Raw genomic sequence first — 18,306 nt, 5'->3', positions numbered from 1 at the left:
GTTTCGCGCCGTTTTTGCCCTTAAAATCAAGATTTGCAACGCGCCAAATTTCGCAGAAAGAAACCGCAGGTAGAAGTCAAGTCAATCGGGTAAACGGTATAAATTTGCCGGTGAATGGTAGCGTAAACATTTCTCGGCCTTCTTAATTGACGCATGGCTTGTATCTGCTACTATGGGATTAACTTATCACGTGGTTACTACCACTTGACACCAAAGAGCGTGTCAAAGAAAGAAGGTTTAGACAGTGATTGGTTTTATTCTCACCGGCCACGGTCAGTTTGCAAATGGTCTTAAGAGCGCTATCGATATGGTAGCTGGCGATCAACCCGCTTTTGAGATTGTTCCTTTTGAAGGTTCACAGGCTGCAAGCTATGGTGATGATTTACGTGCAGCTATTGAGGCAATGCGTGCCGAGTGCGAAGCTGTTCTTGTTTTTGTTGATTTGCTAGGCGGTACTCCCTTTAATCAAGCCATGATGGCTGCAGGGTCAATTGATGAGGTAGAAATTATTACCGGTACTAACCTGCCCATGCTTATTGAATTGTTGCTTACCCGTTCTGGCGCATCAAGCCTTGCCGATTTAGCAGAGCAGGCTGTAGCTGTCGGACAGATGGGCGTTACACGCAATAGCTTGGCTTCCTTGGAGCCTTCTCAAGATGATGACTTCTCAGATGAGGACGGCATCTAATGGAGGCGCTGGGACCTTATATCCTTGCGTCCTCTTTGGTCATGCTTGGCATGTTGGTCTTGCTGGGCGTGGCATATACCATTTGGTCGCAGCTTAACATGAAAAAAAAGCGTGCCTACTTTAAGGAGTTGCACGCCGATCTTAAGCTTGGTCAAGAAGTTATGTTTGGCGGTGGCATTTTTGGCACTGTCAAAGAGATTGATGGTGACCGAGTAGCCGTCAAGGTGCGTTCAGGCGCTGTGCTTGATGTTTCTCGCTACGCTATTCAGCAGATTGACCGGTAAGTATCAATAATCGGGAAATTCCCGCTTGTTGTAGTCATACGCGAACACGAAAGGAACCGGATCGCAATGGCAGAACCTAACATTTTGTTAACCCGAATCGACAACCGCCTGATTCATGGCCAAGTTGCCACCCAGTGGAATTCCACCATTGGTTCAAATCTCATCCTCGTTGCAAACGATGAGGTTTCTGGCAACACCATGCGTCAGAATCTTATGAAAATGGCCGCTCCCACGGGCGTCCAAACGCGCTTCTTCTCGCTGCAAAAGACCATCGATGTGATTGGTAAGGCATCGCCGCAGCAGAAGATTTTTATCGTGGCCGAATCTCCACAAGACGTGCTGAAGCTCGTTAAGGGTGGGGTACCTATACGTAAGGTAAACATCGGCAATATGCATATGTCGGAAGGAAAGCGGCAGGTTGCTACCTCGGTAGCAGTCGATGACGCAGATGTTGCCGCCTTCCGTGAGCTGCAGGAATTGGGGGTGGAGTTAGAGATTAGGCGTGTTCCGAGCACGCCGGTAGAGGATACGGGCAAGCTCTTCGCCTAAAGTTTGTGTCCTCGCAAATCGGAAAAACCCGATTTGCACCTGTACGATTCGCTTCGTCTCTTTAAACCACTTTGAAAGGAGGAGCAAGATGGAAGCCTCGATTCTTCAAATCGTTCTGATCTTCTTGGTTACCTTTGTAGCCGCTATCGATCAGTTCGACTTCCTCGAGTCGCTGTATCAGCCCATCGTTACCGGCGCCGTGGTTGGCCTTATTTTGGGTAACCTCGAAGTTGGTCTCGTTGTTGGTGGTACCTATCAGCTCATGACGATTGGTAACATGCCCATTGGTGGAGCTCAGCCCCCCAACGCGGTAATCGGTGGCATTATGGCAACAATCTTTGCCTGCTCACTCAACATGGAGCCCAACGTTGCTGTAGCTGCAGCTATCCCGTTTGCTCTGCTCGGCCAGTATGGCGTAACTCTGTTCTTCACCGTTCGCGCACCTCTCCTTGAGAACTTCCGCGCAGCTGCTGTGAAGGCTGACCCCAAGGGCGTAACCGTTTGGACAGTTATCAATGAGGTTATTCTTGGTCTCATCTTTGCTGTTATCGTTACACTGTTCTTTGTTGGCGGTCAGGCATTTGGTCAGCAGGTTGTTGACGCTATTCCTGAGTGGCTCAACACAGGCCTTAAGGCCGCTGGTGGCATGATGCGCTTTGTTGGCTTTGCTATTCTTCTGAAGATTATGATGAGCCGCGATATGTGGGCCTTCTTCTTCATGGGCTTTGGCCTTGCTTGCATCGTTGCTGCTATCGACTCTCTTGCAACACCTGGCCTGCTCATTCTTGCCTTTGTTGGCTTTGGCCTTGCCTTCTGGGATTTCCAGCAGCAGACTGGCCTCAAGGGCGCTGTTGTTGATGGAGGTGACATGACAGATGGCATCTAATGAGTTCATTGTTCCTGAGCACTATGAGGATATGACGCCTGCCGCTCAGGTAGATCAGGCAACCCTTAATCGCATGGCACTTCGTTCATGCTTCCTGCAGTCCTCATTTAACTTTGAGACCATGCAGTCAGGTGGCTGGCTCTTCTCCATGCTTCCTGGTCTTGAGAAGGTTCACACCAACAAGAACGACCTCGCGGCATCGATGTACCACAACTTGGACTTCATCAACACCCACCCGTTCTTGGTAACCTTCGTTATGGGTATTGTTCTCTCACTCGAGCAGAACAAGATGGACATCCAGACCATTCGTGCCGTCCGTATTTCCGCAGCTTCCCCGCTCGGAGGTATTGGTGACGCTCTCTTCTGGCTGACCTTGGTACCTATTACTGCTGGTATTACGTCCAACATGGCAATTCAGGGCAATGCCTTCGCTCCGTTGGCCTTCCTGATTGTCTTTAATGTCTGCCAGTTTGCTCTGCGCCTTGGCCTGATGAGCTGGTCTTACAAGCTGGGTACCTCTGCTATTGATGCATTGACCACCAATATGCAGGCCTTTACCCGTGCTGCATCCATCATGGGTGTCTTCATTGTTGGTTGCCTGACCGTCACCATGGGTGGCACTCAGATTAACCTTACCATCCCCAACGGTACGAGCCGCTCCATTGTTGCTCACACAGTTGTTGTATCTGATGCTGATGCTAAGAACTTTACAGATCTTGCAAGCATTGATACTAAGACCGCTGAGGCTGGCACCCTTGCTATGACCGACATGGAAGGTAATCCGCTCATGGCTGTTGCTGACGGCGCAGCTGTTGAGACTGGCGTTACTTCACTTGGTAATGGCATGAGCTCCGTTACCTATGGTGAGGTTACCGAGTCTCCGGTTACCTTCTCGGTGGCTGACACGCTGAACACCGTGCTTCCTAAGCTCGTTCCGCTGTGCTTGGTGCTCGTTCTGTACTGGCTCTTTGCTAAGCATAACTTCACCCCAATCAAGGGTATCGCTGTGCTGCTGGTTCTCGGCATCCTGGGTTCTGGCCTGGGTCTGTGGTCAAGCATCTGGTAAGAGCTTATACGCAGGTAATCGATAGCATTTAGCTTTCGTATTACACTGAGTGTTGTACATGGGCTGTGAGTCACATTCGTTGACCACAGCCCATTTTTTAATCGATATAGTATTAGATGAACAGGCAAAAAGGAGGATAGCCAATGGCAATGGGGGCACGTCGGCAACCGCTTTATGATCAGCTTGTTGATATTTTGACAGAGAAGATTGATCACGAATTTCGGCCAGGTGACCTTATGCCATCTGAGCGTGAACTCTCAGAACGCTACGGTCTTTCTCGTACTACTGTTCGTCTTGCACTTCAAGAACTTGAACGATTGGGTATGGTAGTACGACAGCATGGGCGGGGTACCTTTGTGGCAGACCGCTCTGCTCAAACTACCAATCTCATGCACGCCTATAGCTTTACTGAGCAAATGCGTGAGCTGGGGCGTGAACCTAAGACTACAATAATTGAGTTTTGTGAAATGGAAGCAGACCGCAATTTAGCAGAGCATATGGGTGTGCGTATTGGCGATAAGCTGTTTAAGATGAAGCGTCTACGTGCTGCCGATGGCATTCCACTCATGGTGGAGCGCACCTATCTTCCATTTAGAAAATTCCTTCTTCTTAAGCGTCCTATGATTGAACACAAGGCTTTGTATGACCTTATGGAGCAAGATTTTCATGAGAAGATTAAGCTGGCAGAAGAGGAGTTTTTTGCAAGCATTGCTCGCCCGGCAGACGCACATATTTTAGGTATTGCCGAAGGAGCTCCTGTGCTCGATTTGGTACGAACCACCTACAACGTTAATAACGAGATTATTGAATACACACTTTCAGTAGCTCGTGCCGATCAGTTTAAGTACAAGGTCTATCATCGTCGGAGTGAATAAACATGTTCACTGATGGGCTTGTGATACCTTATGAGGTGTTACTTAAATGAGCGGTTGTTTACCCCTTCTACTGAAAGCTTTTATTAGAAAATACGAGCAAAGAGCTTTTATATAAATATTCAACTGGTTACTACCAGATGATGAATTATGACCTATAATAGCAGGTAGCGCTAAACTTCATACAGAAAGGTATGCATATGTTTGAGAAGGCAGCAGAAGAGCTAAAAGGTCTCGGAGCCGACATAACTACTGCTGAGGTTATGCAGCAGCCTGAGCTTTGGCTTGATACCTTTGAGATTTATCAAACTAACAAACATGCTATTGAGAGTTTTTTGGCTGAGGCTCGCAATATGGGTGAAGGTCGTCTTAAGGTTATCTTTGCTGGTGCAGGAACATCAGACTATGTTGGAGATACCGTTGCTCCGTATTTGCGCCATGCTTCCGACCGAAGCCTCTATGACTTTGCCTCAATTGCAACAACCGATCTGGTAAGCGCGCCTTTGAGCTTTTTGAACCCCGATGAGCCAACCCTTTTGGTATCCTTTGCCCGCTCCGGCAACAGCCCTGAGAGCTTGGCTGCGGTAGAGGTAGTACGCTCATACGTTAAAAATGCACGCTTCCTCAATATTACCTGCGCTCCTGAGGGCACTCTTGCTCAGAAGGCTATAGGGGACAATCATGCGCTCAATTTGCTCATTCCGCGCGCTAACGATGGTGGCTTTGCCATGACGGGCAGCTATACCTGCATGGCGCTGCTCTCTACCCTTGTTTTTGATTGCGCTCCTGATGAGCAAAAGCACAGCTGGATTGAAACTGCCGCTAACATGGGTAACGAGGTTATTGCTCGTGAGGCTGAGGTTATGCAGTTCTTGCTAACCGATTTTAATCGAGTAACGTATCTGGGTTCTGCTGGCTTTGGCGGTTTGGCGCAGGAGGCTCAGCTCAAGATTCTTGAGCTGGCACATGGATTGGTTGCCACATCGTATGACACCTCTATGGGTTATCGACATGGGCCTAAGTCGTTTGTTGATGACAGGACGCTAGTTTTTGTTTATGTGAGCAACGACCCTTACACCCGTCAGTATGACCTTGACATTCTCAACGAGATTCGTGCTGATGGAATCTGTCGTAAGGTAATTGCTATTCAGCAAGATGCTGGTGAGCTCTTTGCTGGTGAGTCCTTCACGTTTACCGATTATCCCGAGCTTCCAGAAGCCTATCTCGCTCTGCCCTTTATCATGGTTGGACAGACGGTTTCACTCTTAAACTCGGTGCGCGTAGGCAACACCCCTGATACCCCTAATCCCACGGGCGCGGTCAATCGCGTGGTCAAGGGTGTGACTATTCACCCCTTCAAGGCATAAACTGGGGTATAGATGTTTTTCAGCCCGCTCGCATGGTGCGGGCGGGTTTTTGTTTTTCGATGACAGTCGTCTCTGCCATCATTGTTGAGAGGACCTATGTATGAGTACGTACGCTATACAAGCTGATGTTTTTTATCTTCCTACCCACGTTGCTCGCGGTGGCTATCTTATGGTTGAAGATGGCGTGTTTGGTGCCTATCTTCCTGCCGAAGCACAACCAGAGTGTGAGATTGTGAACCTATCAGGCAAGCATATTGCACCTGGTTATGTTGACACGCATATCCACGGTTTCGATGATTATGACGTTATGGATTGCTCGTGGGATAGCGTGGCGCATATCGCCGAGGGCGTTTTGCGCAATGGCGTTACCTCATGGTTGCCCACAACATTAACTGCTACAACCGAGCAGCTTGAAGATGCTTGCCGCGCAATCGGCGATAACATTGAAAAGAATACCGGCGCACGTATTCAGGGTATCTTTTTAGAGGGACCCTTCTTTACCGAGAAGCACAAAGGAGCTCAAAATCCTGCCTATCTGTGTCCGCCGTCACTCGATAAGCTTGAGCGTTGGCAAACAGCGGCAAAAGGCCTAATTAAAAAAATCGCGCTTGCACCTGAATACGATGAAAGCCCCGCGTTTACGGCTGAGGCAACCAAGCAAGGTATTGTAGTGGCGCTCGGACACTCAGACGCAACCGTATTGCAGGCCTATCGTTGCTTGGCAGCAGGGGCTTCGGTTTTTGTACATCTCTTTAATGGCATGAGCCCGCTACATCATCGTGAGCCGGGTATGGTGGGTGCAGCGCTTACCAGTGATGCTTTTGCAGAGCTTATCTGTGATGGACATCATGTTAATCCGCTCGCTGCTCGTCTCGTTATGAATACTAAGGGTCACGAGCGCGTAGCTCTGGTAACCGATTGTATGCGCGCAGGCGGCATGCCTGATGGCGATTACATGCTCGGTGAGCTGCCGGTTGTTGTAGCAGGCGGCACCGCTCGCCTGAAAGAGGGCGGTTCCCTTGCGGGCTCGGTGCTCTGCATGAAAGATGCGGTTAAAAACCTTGTTGACTGGGGCATTGCAACACCTGCTGAGGCTGTTTATATGGCAAGTCAGGCTCCGGCTGAGGCAAACGGTATCGGTGATGTTTGCGGTTCTATTCGTGCGGGGCGCAACGCCGACTTTGTGGTGCTTGAACCAGATATGAGTCTCAGTGCAACCTATCTGGGTGGTAAGCAGGTTTATCAGGCATAAGGTCACATACAGCTAGCGTTTTACACCGGTCTTAAGCTCTCAGAAAGGTGCTCTCATGATACTTACGGTTACCATGAACCCATCGATTGATACTTCTTATCAGCTCAATCATTTGGCAGTTGATGATGTTAACCGCGTTGTTGCCCATAAAACCGCCGGCGGTAAAGGCCTCAATGTGAGTCGCGTATTGCGTCAGCTCGATGCGGAGGTTTTGGCAACAGGCTTGCTCGGTGGTCATATGGGTGAGTTTTTGGCAGACCGCATGGACGACGATGGCATTCAACACAGTTTTACTACTATTGCGGGTGAGTCGCGTGTTTGCATTGCAGTGCTGCACGACGGCAATCAGACCGAGTTTTTAGAAGCAGGACCTTGTATTTCTGAGGGCGAGCTCGATATTTTTACCGCGCATTTTCGTGAGTTGGTAGCGCGCGATGATTGTGATTGTGTGACTCTTTCGGGTTCGCTACCAAAAGGCGTGCCAGCTGATTATTACGCACTGTTAGTTCATCTGGCGCAGGCTGCAGAAAAGCCTGTGTTACTTGATACATCGGGAGCGGCATTAACTGAGGCTCTGGCAGCTCCGGTTAAGCCTACGCTCATTAAGCCAAATCTCAGTGAGATTAACGCACTGCTTACTACTTCATTTACGCCTGATGAGGTAGCAGAGTTGCAGGCGGCACTTGCAAGTGATGCACGCTTTGCAGATATTGCATGGGTTGTGGTGACTATGGGCGGCGCTGGCGCAGTTGCCTTTATAAAAGACCAGGCGTATCGCGTGCAAGTCCCGGCGATTCCTGCGGTTAATGCAACAGGGTCAGGTGACTCAACGGTTGCTGGTTTTGCCTATGCAATTGCTCAGGGCATGGCTTGTGAGGACGTGCTTCGCTGGGGCATGACCTGCGGTAAACTCAATGCCATGGACCCACAAACAGGTCACTTGGTACTTGAGCGCTTTGATGAGGTATTCTCAGGTATTGAGGTTGTTACGCTCTAAGGGGAGGGCTAACAGATACGGCGCTGCGGGGTTTTCATCTTGCTGTGCTGTATCAATAGCAACATGGTCTCTCACGAATGTGGGAGACCATGTTTGTTTGAAGCTGTTACGCTTCAGGGCTTTTCATAAAGCGGCGCTACACATGAGCAGCTATTTAGCCAAGCTGCTTGAGGAAGCGCGAAAGCCCCGCACGACCATCCTCATCCCAAGCATATACACCTGCATCTTCAAGTACCTCGCCAAAGACGGTGCCAACGGCATCGCGCAGAATCGTTTCTGCGGTATCAGCACTCAGCTCAGGGTGTTTTTCAAAGAGATTGAGCGCCCACGTGGCATGTGAGCTGGTTAGCGGATTATTCTCTAGTGCACGAACAAGCTCGTCTTTTGATATAGAGCGCGTTGCGGCATCAAGGAGTAGTTCTTGCAGCGTGGCAAGCTCATCAACAAGGCGCGGAGGCAAAATGGCTAGACCCATAACCTCAATCAGACCAATGTTTTCTTTCTTGATATGATGCTTGTCTGCATGCGGGTGAAAGACCCCTAAGGGGTGCTCATCGCTGGTGATATTGCAGCGCAGTGCAAGATAGAGGGTGTGCATCTTGCTATGAGCATCATAAGCAGCAACTGGCGTGATGGTGTTATGCGGCGTGCCATCAGCACTTTGAGCAATAATGCCCAAAGCCTCGTCGCTATAAGAAGCCCATGTGTGCAGAACTTGTTCTGCAGCATTGAGGAGGCTTTCTGCATTGGTTGAGCGCAGGCGCAGCACTGTGAGCGGCCATTTGAGCACTTCTGCAGTGACATCAGGAGCACTGGCAATGCTGAACTCTTGAACAGCAACCGCACGCATCATGGGAAACTCGTGTCTGCCACCTTGAAAGTGGTCATGCGTCAGAATAGAGCCACCTACAATAGGCAAATCGGCATTTGACCCAAAGAAATAATGCGGAATACTTTGGGTGAGCTGTATCAGCCGCTCAAAACAGCGCCGGTCAATTTTCATAGGTCGATGTGCTGGTGCAAGGGCAATGCAGTGTTCGTTGAAATAGGCATAGGGGCTATATTGCAGCGCCCATGTTTCATCCTCAAAGGCAAAGGGGACAACACGTAGATTTTGCCGCGCAGGGTGCGGACCGGCTGCCGATGCTGCGCCACGTCCTGCATAGCCAACGTTGGTCATGCAGAGCTGGCAGGCGGGGTAGGGGTCTTTACCATGGGTGGCATGAAGAGCGGCTGCTATGTCTTTTGGATCCTTCTCAGGTTTTGAGAGGTTGATGGTAATCTCCAGCATGCCCCACGGCGACTTTGTGGTCCATTGAATGTTTTTTGCAATTGCAGACTGGCGAACATAGCCCGCCTTACAGCAAAGACCGTACAGCCAGTTGGTTGCGCGCTTTGAAGAAGACTTGCAAAGGGTCTTCCAGACATCGTGAACCTGTGAAGGTGAGGGCATAAAGCGACCCATAAGCTCCATGCTAGCACGGTCAATACCAGCGCCTGTATGCTCAAAGCGTCCGTGTATGCAAGCTTGCTCAGCTAAACTGGTAAGTACCGGCTCAATATCAATCGAGAAATGCTCAAAGTCTTGAGCATAGAGCCAGTCAAGGTCTGGACCTGGCCCGTCTTGACCAATGAGCGCCAGACAAACGTTATATGCCCAGATAATATCTTGGTCGCGAATGAAGCCCTCATGCGCTAGATAGCCAACAAAGAGTTGGAGCGTGTGCTGCAGCGCTTCGTCTGTTAGATATGCTTCAGCGGCGTCGCTTACAGCCATGCAGCATACGCCCCCTCCTCGGTAATGGCATAGTGGCGGCAGGAGCCTTCGCCTAGCCAGCCATCCATATGCTCCTTAAAGGTATCCAGCACATCAAGTGGAACAAAGCACTGAATAGTGCCGCCAAATCCGCCGCCATGAATGCGCGTGGCTCCACGTCCGCATAGTACGTGCTCAGCCAGTGCGAGGGCAACCATGGCATGTTGCTTTTGAACATCACCCACAGATACATTTTGTAAGAAGCTTGCAGAGCTTGAACCAGATTTGCGCGTTAAATCCAAGAATCGTTCAATATCGCCAGATTGCAAGGCATCCCAGCGCTGGTCAACCAGCTCAACTTCATACCAGTAGTGAATGGCGCGCAACACCGCACGGTCACCAAACTGTTGGCGTAGCTCAGGCACGCGGGCATTAAAATCGGCAGGGTCAACTTCGCACAGGCGCTGTTTGCCAAACTCGGCAGCAATAGCTTGCATTTCACCAGGGATAGCAGCGTACTCGGAGGTTAGGTCGGCGTGGTCACTACCTACCTTTACCAAGCAAAGTGCATATCCCGCTGCATCAAAGTCAAAATCGAGCTTGGCGGTTTTAGGCTCAGTGGGAACTTCAAAGTCCATATAGGCGAGACCACCTAGGCAAACAGATGCCTGATCCATAAGACCACAGGGCTTGCCAAAGTAGTTGTTCTCAACATATTGGCTCATCTTAGCAAGCTCAACAGCCTCAATAGCAGGACCTTCCCACAGAGCTTCCATTACGCGGCCATAGGCTGCCTCAATGGCGGCAGAGCTTGACAGACCGCCTCCTGCGGGCACGGTGCACACCGATGCAAAGTTAAAGCCTTGAGGAGTGCGTCCAGTCTCTGCAAGCTTGGCTGCCATGCCTCTGACCAGCGCAGCTGAGCTCTCAAGCTCGTCTTGGTGTACAGATAAATCATCAAGTTCAAGGCTAAAAAGCGGGAAATTCTCGTCAACGGCAGAGACCGTGAGATTGTCTGTGGCAACTGCAATGCCATCAATAGAAACGTCAAGGGCACCGGCAATAACGCGTCCACCCTCGTGATCGGTGTGGTTACCAGAAATCTCAGAGCGCCCCGGCGCATGTACGGCAAGCACCGGTGTTCCCTCTGGAATAGGTCCAAAGGTTTCTTCGTAGAGGGCGCGTGCACGGGCAAGTGCAGCTTCATGGGTGTGTGTTGACATATAACATCCTTTCTTTTTTATCTGCTTAGTGCAGACATGACTCCACGTGATATTTGCTCGAAAGCAGGTAAGCGCATTGAGCAGCTAGACTATGCATGCAGCTAGCGTGTGCTCAGGCGGTATACGATTTGCTCGTGGTAGGGCTTTTCTGGTGTACAAATACTTTGCGGCCATGTGGGGTTATGCGATGCATCGGGATAGTATTCGGGTTCAAAGGCAAAGCCATCACGGGGCTGTGCAGCAAGATTGCCTTTGACGGCAGCATCAGATAGCCAGTTGCCGGTGTAGAGGTGAGCGCCGGGCATGGTGATAGCAATATCAAGCACGCGACCAGAATGCACATCTTCAACATGTAAGGCAGGGCGCGGAGCACCATCTGGTGTATAGCCATCAATGCAGAAGCAGTGGTCATACCCCCGCCCGCGTGCAAGCTGAATATGGTCAGCTTCAATATCGGCGCCAAGGGCTTTTAGCTCGGTAAAGTCAAAAGGTGTGTGAGCAACTGGTTCAAGGAAGCCCTCAGAAACACTGTCTTCACGCACCGGAAGATAGGAGCTTGCCGCAATGCGTACAAGATGGGAGAGGGCAGAGCCAGAACCTACGCCCGATAAATTAACGTAGCTGTGATTGGTTAGATTCACGAAGGTAGCTGCGTCGGTATCACAATGAAGCGTTTCGGTAATGCATGCGGCATCATCGTCTTGTGAAAGGCTAAAGCTTACAGTAAAGCGCCGGTTTCCGGGCAGTCCATAGCAACCATCTACAACGTCACAGCTCAAAGTGAGCGTGTTATGCGCTTCATCAGGTGTTACTGCCCACATGCGCTTATGAAGACCGTCGGCAAGGTCGGTATGCAGGTTATTTGTAAGCTCTGGTCCATCGTTATGAGGAAGCTCAAACCACTGATTATACGAAACGCACACCTCAGCCTTATCACTTCTGTTGGCAGAGGGTCCTATGGTTGCGCCGTAGCAGGCGGGGTTATCAAGATAGCCGGTAAGGGTGTCAAAACCCAGAACAATATCTGCGAGCTGCCCTTGTGCATCTGGACAGGTCAGTGCTTGTATGGTGGCGCCTAAATCAAGCACAGTAAGGCATACATCTCCCAGACTAAGCTCCCAAGCATGAACCTCAACTCCTGTTGGAGTTGTTCCAAATGGTGTACAGCGAATCATAGCTGTCCTTCCTCTGGTAGAGCTAACACGTGCCACGCTTCGTTATATCAAAGAGTAGCTGTCCTAAATGTTAACGTACTCACAGCCATTTAGACCGAGTTTCTTGAGTTTCTCCTGACCGGTAGAAAATACGCCGTAAACGGTAAAAACCCCAGCTTATTTTTCTGTATAACTCTGTTGATTTGAACAAAAAATGAACTACGCGCGCGTGGGGATAGGTATCCTAGTAGTAGCAATCATGTGAAAAGAGGTAACATGCCCACCAATCGACGGCACATTTCAAGAGCTTCAGCACCGCGGACGACACATAATCCACGTCCTGTTTCGATGTCAGATGTTGCGGCAGCAGCGGGCGTTTCACAGCAGACCGTTTCGCGTGTGGCAAATGGTATGGATAACGTGAGCGAGAAAACGCGCCGGCAGGTGCTTGAAGCCATGCGCGATTTGGGGTTTCGCCCCAACTACGCAGGACGCTCGCTACGCCATGGTGCGTATCATGCAGTTGGTTTGTGTGTTTATGACATTACCAAGATTGGCAACCTCACCATGCTCGACGGAATTTTAGCTGCTGCCCGCGAGCATAACCGCGCCGTTACTATGATTGAGATGGCAGATGACGAAGCTTTTACTCTGGCTGAGGCATCACGTCGTATGGCTGAGCTGCCGGTTGATGGCATGATTATTGGTATGAGCCGTATGGCGCCCGATTTTGAGACCTTTTTGCCGCAGCCTGGTATGTCAACGGTTATTGTGACTATGTATGCGCATCCGTGGTGTACCACCGTCGATTCTGACCACTATGGTTGCTCTGCTTTAGTTATGAATCATTTGTTTGAACACGGACACGAGCAGATTCGTTTTGTGGCAGGCCCCAGTCACTCAATAGATAGCCAATTTAGAGAAGCGGGCTGGCGCGAGGCTTTGCAAGAGCGAGGGCTTCCCACGCCTGAGCCGTATGAGGGAGACTGGACGGCAAACAGTGGCTACGAAATTGGCAAAAAGCTTGTCAGTGATAAGGATATGACCGCCATATACGTTGCGAACGATCAGATGGCTATGGGGGTAATCGCGGCGCTTCGTGAAGCTGGACGGCGCGTTCCTGAAGAAATTAGTGTTATAGGTATTGACGACTCGCTTGATATTATGGTTCCTCATGTAGAACTGAGCACAGTGCGCTTTGACCTGCGCGAACGTGGTCGTATTGTCTTTGAGCATAGCGTGCAGGAGCCCTCAACTGACCCAGTTGCTATCCGAATTCCGGGAACTTTGGTGAAAAGGTCCACAGTTGCGCAACGCTTCTAGCTGCGAAAACTACCACTCACGGATAGTAATCTACCGTCTACCGAGCAATTGCTAGTCTCAGGGGATTATTTGTTGAGATAATGTTAACGTTATCACTAGCAAGTCGAAGCGGATACTCCGTATTCGAGGGGTGCATGGCAATGCCAGCCATGCAGTCAGGGAGACGCACAGAGTGCGTTGTATGAAAGGGGCAGTTCATATGGGAATGTCACGTCGTCAGTTCTTGCAGGTGAGTGGCCTGGGTGTCGCCGGTGTCATGGGTGCTGGTGTACTTGCTGGCTGCGGTGGATCTGGCTCTGAGCCCAAAGCAGCAGGTAGTGCTCCTGCCGCCGCTGGCTCTGAGAAGCCGGTTATTTTCTACAACCGCCAGCCGTCTAACAGCTCAACCGGTGAGCTCGATATGACCACGCTCAACTACAACAAGAACACCTATTACGTAGGCTTTGACGCAAACCAGGGTGGCGAGCTTGAGGGTCAGATGGTAGCTGACTACATCAAGGCACATGCTGCCGAGATTGACCGCAACGGTGACGGTGTCATCGGTTACGTTCTCGCCATCGGTGACGTGGGACACAACGACTCCATCGCTCGTACCCGTGGTTGCCGCAAGGCTCTTGGTACAGCCGTAGAGAAGGATGGCGTTATTGTTTCTGACGCTGTTGGTACCAACACCGACGGTAAGGCCGAGGCTGTTAAAGACGGTGAGCTCGAGGTTAACGGCAAGAAGTACACCATTCGTGAGCTGGCTTCTCAGGAGATGAAGACCACCGCTGGTGCAACGTGGGACGCTCCTACTGCTGGTAACGCTATCAGCACTTGGGCATCCTCCTTTGGTGATCAGATTGACGTCGTTGTTTCTAACAATGACGGCATGGGCATGGCTATGTTTAACGGCTGGGCTAAAGAGAACAAGGTTCCAACCTTTGGTTATGACGCTAACTCTGACGCTGTTGCCGCTATTGCAGAGGGCTATGCAGGCACCATCTCACAGAACCCTGCAGTTCAGGCTTACTTCACACTGCGCCTGATTCGCAACGTTTTGGATGGCGTTGATATCGATACCGGTATTGGCAAAGAGGACGCAGTTGGCAACATGATTGCCTCTGAGGACTACAAGGTCAACGCAGACGAGCGCTCCTACTATGCTATGAACCTCGCTGTTACTGCTGAGAACTACAAGGACTTCATGGATGCAACCGCAACCTACAAGACCGCTCAGATGCAGCTCAAAGACTCTGATAGCCCTATGAAGAAGGTATGGCTGAGTGTTTACAACTCTGCCGACAACTTCCTCTCCGCTACGTATCAGCCGCTGCTTGAGAAGTATGCAAAGCTTCTGAACCTCGACGTTGAGTTTGTTGGCGGCGACGGTCAGTCCGAGTCCAGCATCACCAACAAGCTGGCTGACCCAAGTGCATTTGACGGCTTCGCCATTAACATGGTTAAGACCGACAACGGCGCTTCCTATACGCAGCTCCTCGGCTAAGCACAGCCTATACGCTCAGCGTATTCTGAGTTTGTTCAAGGGGGAGAAGCATCTTCTCTCCCTTGATTTTGAGAGACACGCATCGGGCACGGATACGGTGCGTGTCTTTCGTATTTGCTCGTGTTAAACGAGTTCTTTGGTATATCCAAGGGGTGAACAATGACAAACGTACAAGATGATTATGTGCTTTCAATTCAGGGCATGAGTAAGACCTTTGGGCGTAACCGCGTGCTCGATCACATTACGCTTAATCTGAGACGCGGCAGTGTTATGGGTCTTATGGGCGAGAATGGCGCTGGAAAGTCTACGATGATGAAGTGCCTATTTGGCACCTATCAAAAAGACGAAGGTACCATTGTGCTCGATGGTAAAGAGATTAGCTTCTCTGGCCCTAAAGATGCCCTCGAAAACGGCATTGCAATGGTGCACCAAGAGCTTAACCAGTGCCTTGAGCGCAACGTGGTTGATAACCTGTTCTTAGGCCGCTATCCCAAAAATGCTATGGGGCTGGTTGACGAAGCACGTATGCGCAAGGAAGCAAATGAGCTGTTCCGTCGTTTAGGCATGACGGTCAACCTGTCGCAACCCATGCGCACCATGTCGGTCTCGCAGCGCCAAATGTGCGAGATTGCAAAGGCCATTTCTTATAATGCAAAGGTTATTGTATTGGATGAGCCGTCGTCCTCGCTTATGGCACAAGAGGTTGATAAGCTGTTTCACATGATGCGTATGCTGCGTGAACAGGGCATTTCTCTTATTTATATCTCTCATAAGATGGATGAGATTTTTGAGATTTGCGATGAGGTTTCTGTTTTGCGTGACGGTAATCTCGTTATGACCAAGCGTACCGACGAGACCAACATGAACGAGCTCATCTCGGCTATGGTTGGACGCTCTTTGGATAACCGTTTCCCGCCGGTTGACAATATACCGGGTGACCCAGTGTTAAAGGTTCAGCACCTCTCAACCAAATATGAGCCGCATCTGCAAGACGTGAGCTTTGAGGTTCGTCGAGGTGAGATTTTTGGTTTGTATGGTTTGGTAGGCGCAGGCCGCACCGAGTTGCTTGAAACCATCTTTGGTATTCGTACGCGCGCGGCTGGTCGTGTGTATTTCCGCGACCACCTTATGACCTTTAATACAGCGCGTGATGCTATGGACCATGGTTTTGCTCTTATTACCGAGGAACGCAAGGCAAATGGTCTGTTTCTCAAGGGCGATTTAACCTTTAATACTACCATTGCTAATCTTGATCAATATAAGAGCGGTCTTGCGCTTTCAAACGACAAGATGGTACGTGCAACAAACCGCGAAATTAAAACTATGAATACCAAATGCATGGGTCCTGATGATTTGATTTCAAGTCTTTCGGGTGGTAACCAGCAAAAGGTTATTTTTGGCAAGTGGCTTGAGCGCTATCCGCAGGTGTTCTTGATGGACGAACCAACTCGTGGTATCGACGTTGGTGCAAAATACGAGATTTATGAGCTCATTATTCAGATGGCAAAGCAAGGCACCACGGTTATCGTTGTTTCATCTGAGATGCCAGAAATTTTAGGCATTACTAACCGTATTGGCGTAATGTCCAACGGGCGTTTATCTGGAATTGTGGACACCAAGGCGACGGACCAGGAAGAACTCCTGCGTTTGAGCGCAAAATATCTATAAGCGAGGGGTACGACTATGTCTGACACCATGAAGATTTTAACGGTTGAGGAGGAGACGTCCCTCCTGGCACCCATTGATGCGTTTGTGAGTGACATCCAGTCCAAGATTGATGCGCTCCGCGAGCACGGTACCACTGCCGTTGTTATGTTGCAATCAAGTATTGATGCAACTAAGACAGACAAGATTTTAAGTGCGCAGGAGCGCGACCAAGAGATTGCTCGTCTGCGTACCGAGATGGATGCTGCTAAGCAAGTTGAAGCAGCCAATAAGGCTGAGGTTGATAAGCTCATTGCTGAGGCAGAGGCGTATCTCAATGCTCACTTTGACAGCGAGTATTTGAGCCCTGTTAAGGCGAGCTGTGTAGCCGAGCGCGAAGCGGCAAAAGTAGCGTATCAACAGCGTTTGAGTGAGCTTGAGCAAGAGCACAAAGGGCTTACTGCTCAGATGAGCGATCAAAAAGAGCTGAAAGAAGAAAAATACGTCTATAAGAACAAGCAGTTTGACGCAAAAGTAACCTACCAGCTTGAACTTCAGCGCATTAAAGACCGTGAGCACGAGGCCTTTGCCTATCGCTATCACCTGATTGACCTGCTGCGCATGTCGCGCTTTACCTTGAATGAAAAGCTGGCGCAGCGTGTTGAGGCCTATCGCTATACCTTTAGCGCTCGTGACTTCTTCCTAAACAATGGTCTATATATTGCTATTTTGCTGGTCTTTGCTGGTCTTTGCGTGGTTACCCCAGCTGTTAAAGGCACGCAGCTTTTGACACCGCAAAACCTGCTGAATATTTTGCAGCAGGCATCGCCTCGTATGTTCTTGGCGTTGGGTGCCGCTGGCTTGATTTTGCAGACCGGTACTGACCTTTCAATTGGTCGTATGGTTGGTATGAGTATGGTGGCTTCAACCATTATCATGCACCAAGGACCAAATACCGGCACCTTCTTTGGCATGGCATTTGACCTGACCGGCATCCCAGTTGTTGGTCGTATCGTAATGGCTTTGTTGGTATGCGTAGTGCTCTGCACGTGCTTCTCTGCGATTGCCGGTTTCTTTACAGCGCGCTTTAAGATGCACTGGTTTGTATCAACCATGGCAAACATGCTTATTATCTTTGGTATTGTTACCTACGCAACCAAGGGCGTTTCCTTTGGCGCTATTGAACCTATCATTCCGATGATGGTTACACCTAAGATTAGTGGCTTCCCAACAATTATTCTTTGGGCGATTGCAGCTATTGGCATTGTTTGGTTTATTTGGAATAAGACCACCTTTGGTAAGAACATGTACGCTGTTGGTGGCAACCCCGAGGCAGCCTCCGTATCAGGTATTAACGTCTTTGCGGTATCTATTGGAGCGTTCTTGCTGGCAGGCGTGCTGTATGGCTTTGGCGCTTGGCTTGAATGCATTCGTATGGTTGGCTCTGGTTCGGCTGCATACGGTCAGGGCTGGGAGATGGACGCTATTGCAGCCTGCGTTGTTGGTGGCATTTCATTTACCGGCGGTATCGGCAAGATTTCTGGCGTGACCGTTGGTGTATTGATTTTCACGGCATTAACCTACGCGCTGACTATCTTGGGTATTGATACCAATCTTCAGTTTGTATTCTCAGGTGTCATTATCCTGATTGCTGTTACGCTTGACTGCTTGAAGTACGTCCGTAAGAAGTAGCTACTTGTTGAGGCGCGCGGGCCTTGGCTCGCGCGTTTTTGTTTTGGTTGAGCCACTTGTTTGAGTT

Annotated in this window: 16 protein-coding genes; 13 read left to right on the top strand and 3 right to left on the bottom strand. The window is 50.0% G+C overall.

The genetic code is table 11. The features are described from left to right. The first annotated feature begins 244 nt into the window (after window positions 1-244). From KPC83_RS06325 to KPC83_RS06285, 9 genes are all read left to right on the top strand, one after another. A complete protein-coding gene (locus tag KPC83_RS06325) occupies window positions 245-688 on the top strand; it encodes a PTS sugar transporter subunit IIA (RefSeq protein ID WP_216278415.1) in 444 nt (147 codons plus the stop codon). Then, window positions 688-972: a preprotein translocase subunit YajC gene (yajC, locus tag KPC83_RS06320; protein ID WP_216278414.1), complete on the top strand. Its 285-nt coding sequence runs from the start codon at window positions 688-690 to the stop codon at window positions 970-972. The genes KPC83_RS06325 and yajC overlap by 1 nt, the downstream gene beginning before the upstream one ends. 66 nt (window positions 973-1,038) lie before the next feature. Further along, window positions 1,039-1,521 carry a PTS galactosamine transporter subunit IIB gene (gene agaB / locus KPC83_RS06315; RefSeq protein WP_216278413.1) on the top strand — a complete coding sequence of 161 codons (483 nt, stop codon included), beginning with the start codon at window positions 1,039-1,041 and terminating at the stop codon, window positions 1,519-1,521. An 88-nt stretch (window positions 1,522-1,609) separates the two neighbouring features. Further along, entirely contained in the window at window positions 1,610-2,407 is a 798-nt protein-coding gene (locus tag KPC83_RS06310) for a PTS sugar transporter subunit IIC (RefSeq protein ID WP_216278412.1), read from the top strand. Next, complete coding sequence (locus KPC83_RS06305; protein WP_216278411.1) at window positions 2,397-3,473, top strand: PTS system mannose/fructose/sorbose family transporter subunit IID; 1,077 nt, start codon at window positions 2,397-2,399, stop codon at window positions 3,471-3,473. The genes KPC83_RS06310 and KPC83_RS06305 overlap by 11 nt, the downstream gene beginning before the upstream one ends. 143 nt (window positions 3,474-3,616) lie before the next feature. Next, complete coding sequence (locus tag KPC83_RS06300) at window positions 3,617-4,348, top strand: GntR family transcriptional regulator (RefSeq protein ID WP_216278410.1); 732 nt, start codon at window positions 3,617-3,619, stop codon at window positions 4,346-4,348. A gap of 197 nt (window positions 4,349-4,545) precedes the next feature. Further along, window positions 4,546-5,712 (top strand): SIS domain-containing protein, encoded by a 1,167-nt coding sequence (locus tag KPC83_RS06295; protein WP_216278409.1) that lies wholly within the window; start codon window positions 4,546-4,548, stop codon window positions 5,710-5,712. A 100-nt stretch (window positions 5,713-5,812) separates the two neighbouring features. Next, entirely contained in the window at window positions 5,813-6,964 is a 1,152-nt protein-coding gene (gene nagA / locus KPC83_RS06290) for an N-acetylglucosamine-6-phosphate deacetylase (RefSeq protein ID WP_216278408.1), read from the top strand. Between the two features lie 55 nt (window positions 6,965-7,019). Next, window positions 7,020-7,961: a hexose kinase gene (locus KPC83_RS06285; protein ID WP_216278407.1), complete on the top strand. Its 942-nt coding sequence runs from the start codon at window positions 7,020-7,022 to the stop codon at window positions 7,959-7,961. Window positions 7,962-8,115: 154 nt separating this feature from the next. Here KPC83_RS06285 and KPC83_RS06280 read toward each other — a convergent pair whose 3' ends face one another. From KPC83_RS06280 to KPC83_RS06270, 3 genes are all read right to left on the bottom strand, one after another. Beyond that, a complete protein-coding gene (locus KPC83_RS06280) occupies window positions 8,116-9,738 on the bottom strand; it encodes a UDP-glucose--hexose-1-phosphate uridylyltransferase (RefSeq protein ID WP_216278406.1) in 1,623 nt (540 codons plus the stop codon). Next, on the bottom strand, window positions 9,729-10,940 hold the full coding sequence (locus KPC83_RS06275; RefSeq protein ID WP_216278405.1) for a galactokinase family protein: 1,212 nt from the start codon (window positions 10,938-10,940) through the stop codon (window positions 9,729-9,731). Before KPC83_RS06275 ends, KPC83_RS06280 begins: the two co-directional genes overlap by 10 nt. Window positions 10,941-11,041: 101 nt before the next feature. After that, window positions 11,042-12,115, bottom strand: coding sequence for an aldose epimerase family protein (locus KPC83_RS06270; RefSeq protein ID WP_216278404.1), 1,074 nt, complete (start codon window positions 12,113-12,115; stop codon window positions 11,042-11,044). 255 nt (window positions 12,116-12,370) lie between these two features. Between KPC83_RS06270 and KPC83_RS06265 the strand changes: the two genes are divergently transcribed. The 4 genes from KPC83_RS06265 (at window position 12,371) to KPC83_RS06250 (ending at window position 18,239) form a co-directional block, all read left to right on the top strand. Continuing rightward, the gene (locus KPC83_RS06265) at window positions 12,371-13,417 is read left to right on the top strand and encodes a LacI family DNA-binding transcriptional regulator (RefSeq protein WP_253200894.1); all 1,047 of its coding nucleotides are present in this window, start codon (window positions 12,371-12,373) and stop codon (window positions 13,415-13,417) included. A 199-nt stretch (window positions 13,418-13,616) separates the two neighbouring features. Beyond that, window positions 13,617-14,903 carry a substrate-binding domain-containing protein gene (locus KPC83_RS06260; RefSeq protein WP_216278403.1) on the top strand — a complete coding sequence of 429 codons (1,287 nt, stop codon included), beginning with the start codon at window positions 13,617-13,619 and terminating at the stop codon, window positions 14,901-14,903. Window positions 14,904-15,062: 159 nt separating this feature from the next. Continuing rightward, window positions 15,063-16,571, top strand: a complete 1,509-nt coding sequence (locus KPC83_RS06255; RefSeq protein ID WP_216278402.1) for a sugar ABC transporter ATP-binding protein — start codon at window positions 15,063-15,065, stop codon at window positions 16,569-16,571. Window positions 16,572-16,586: 15 nt separating this feature from the next. After that, window positions 16,587-18,239 (top strand): galactoside ABC transporter permease, encoded by a 1,653-nt coding sequence (locus KPC83_RS06250; RefSeq protein WP_216278401.1) that lies wholly within the window; start codon window positions 16,587-16,589, stop codon window positions 18,237-18,239. The last annotated feature ends 67 nt before the right edge of the window (window positions 18,240-18,306 follow it).

The sequence above is a fragment of the Collinsella sp. zg1085 genome (assembly GCF_018889955.1).
In the GTDB taxonomy this organism is placed as follows: domain Bacteria; phylum Actinomycetota; class Coriobacteriia; order Coriobacteriales; family Coriobacteriaceae; genus Collinsella.
Note: the sequence above shows the minus strand (reverse complement) of the source record. Positions and strands in the feature narration are given on the sequence as shown.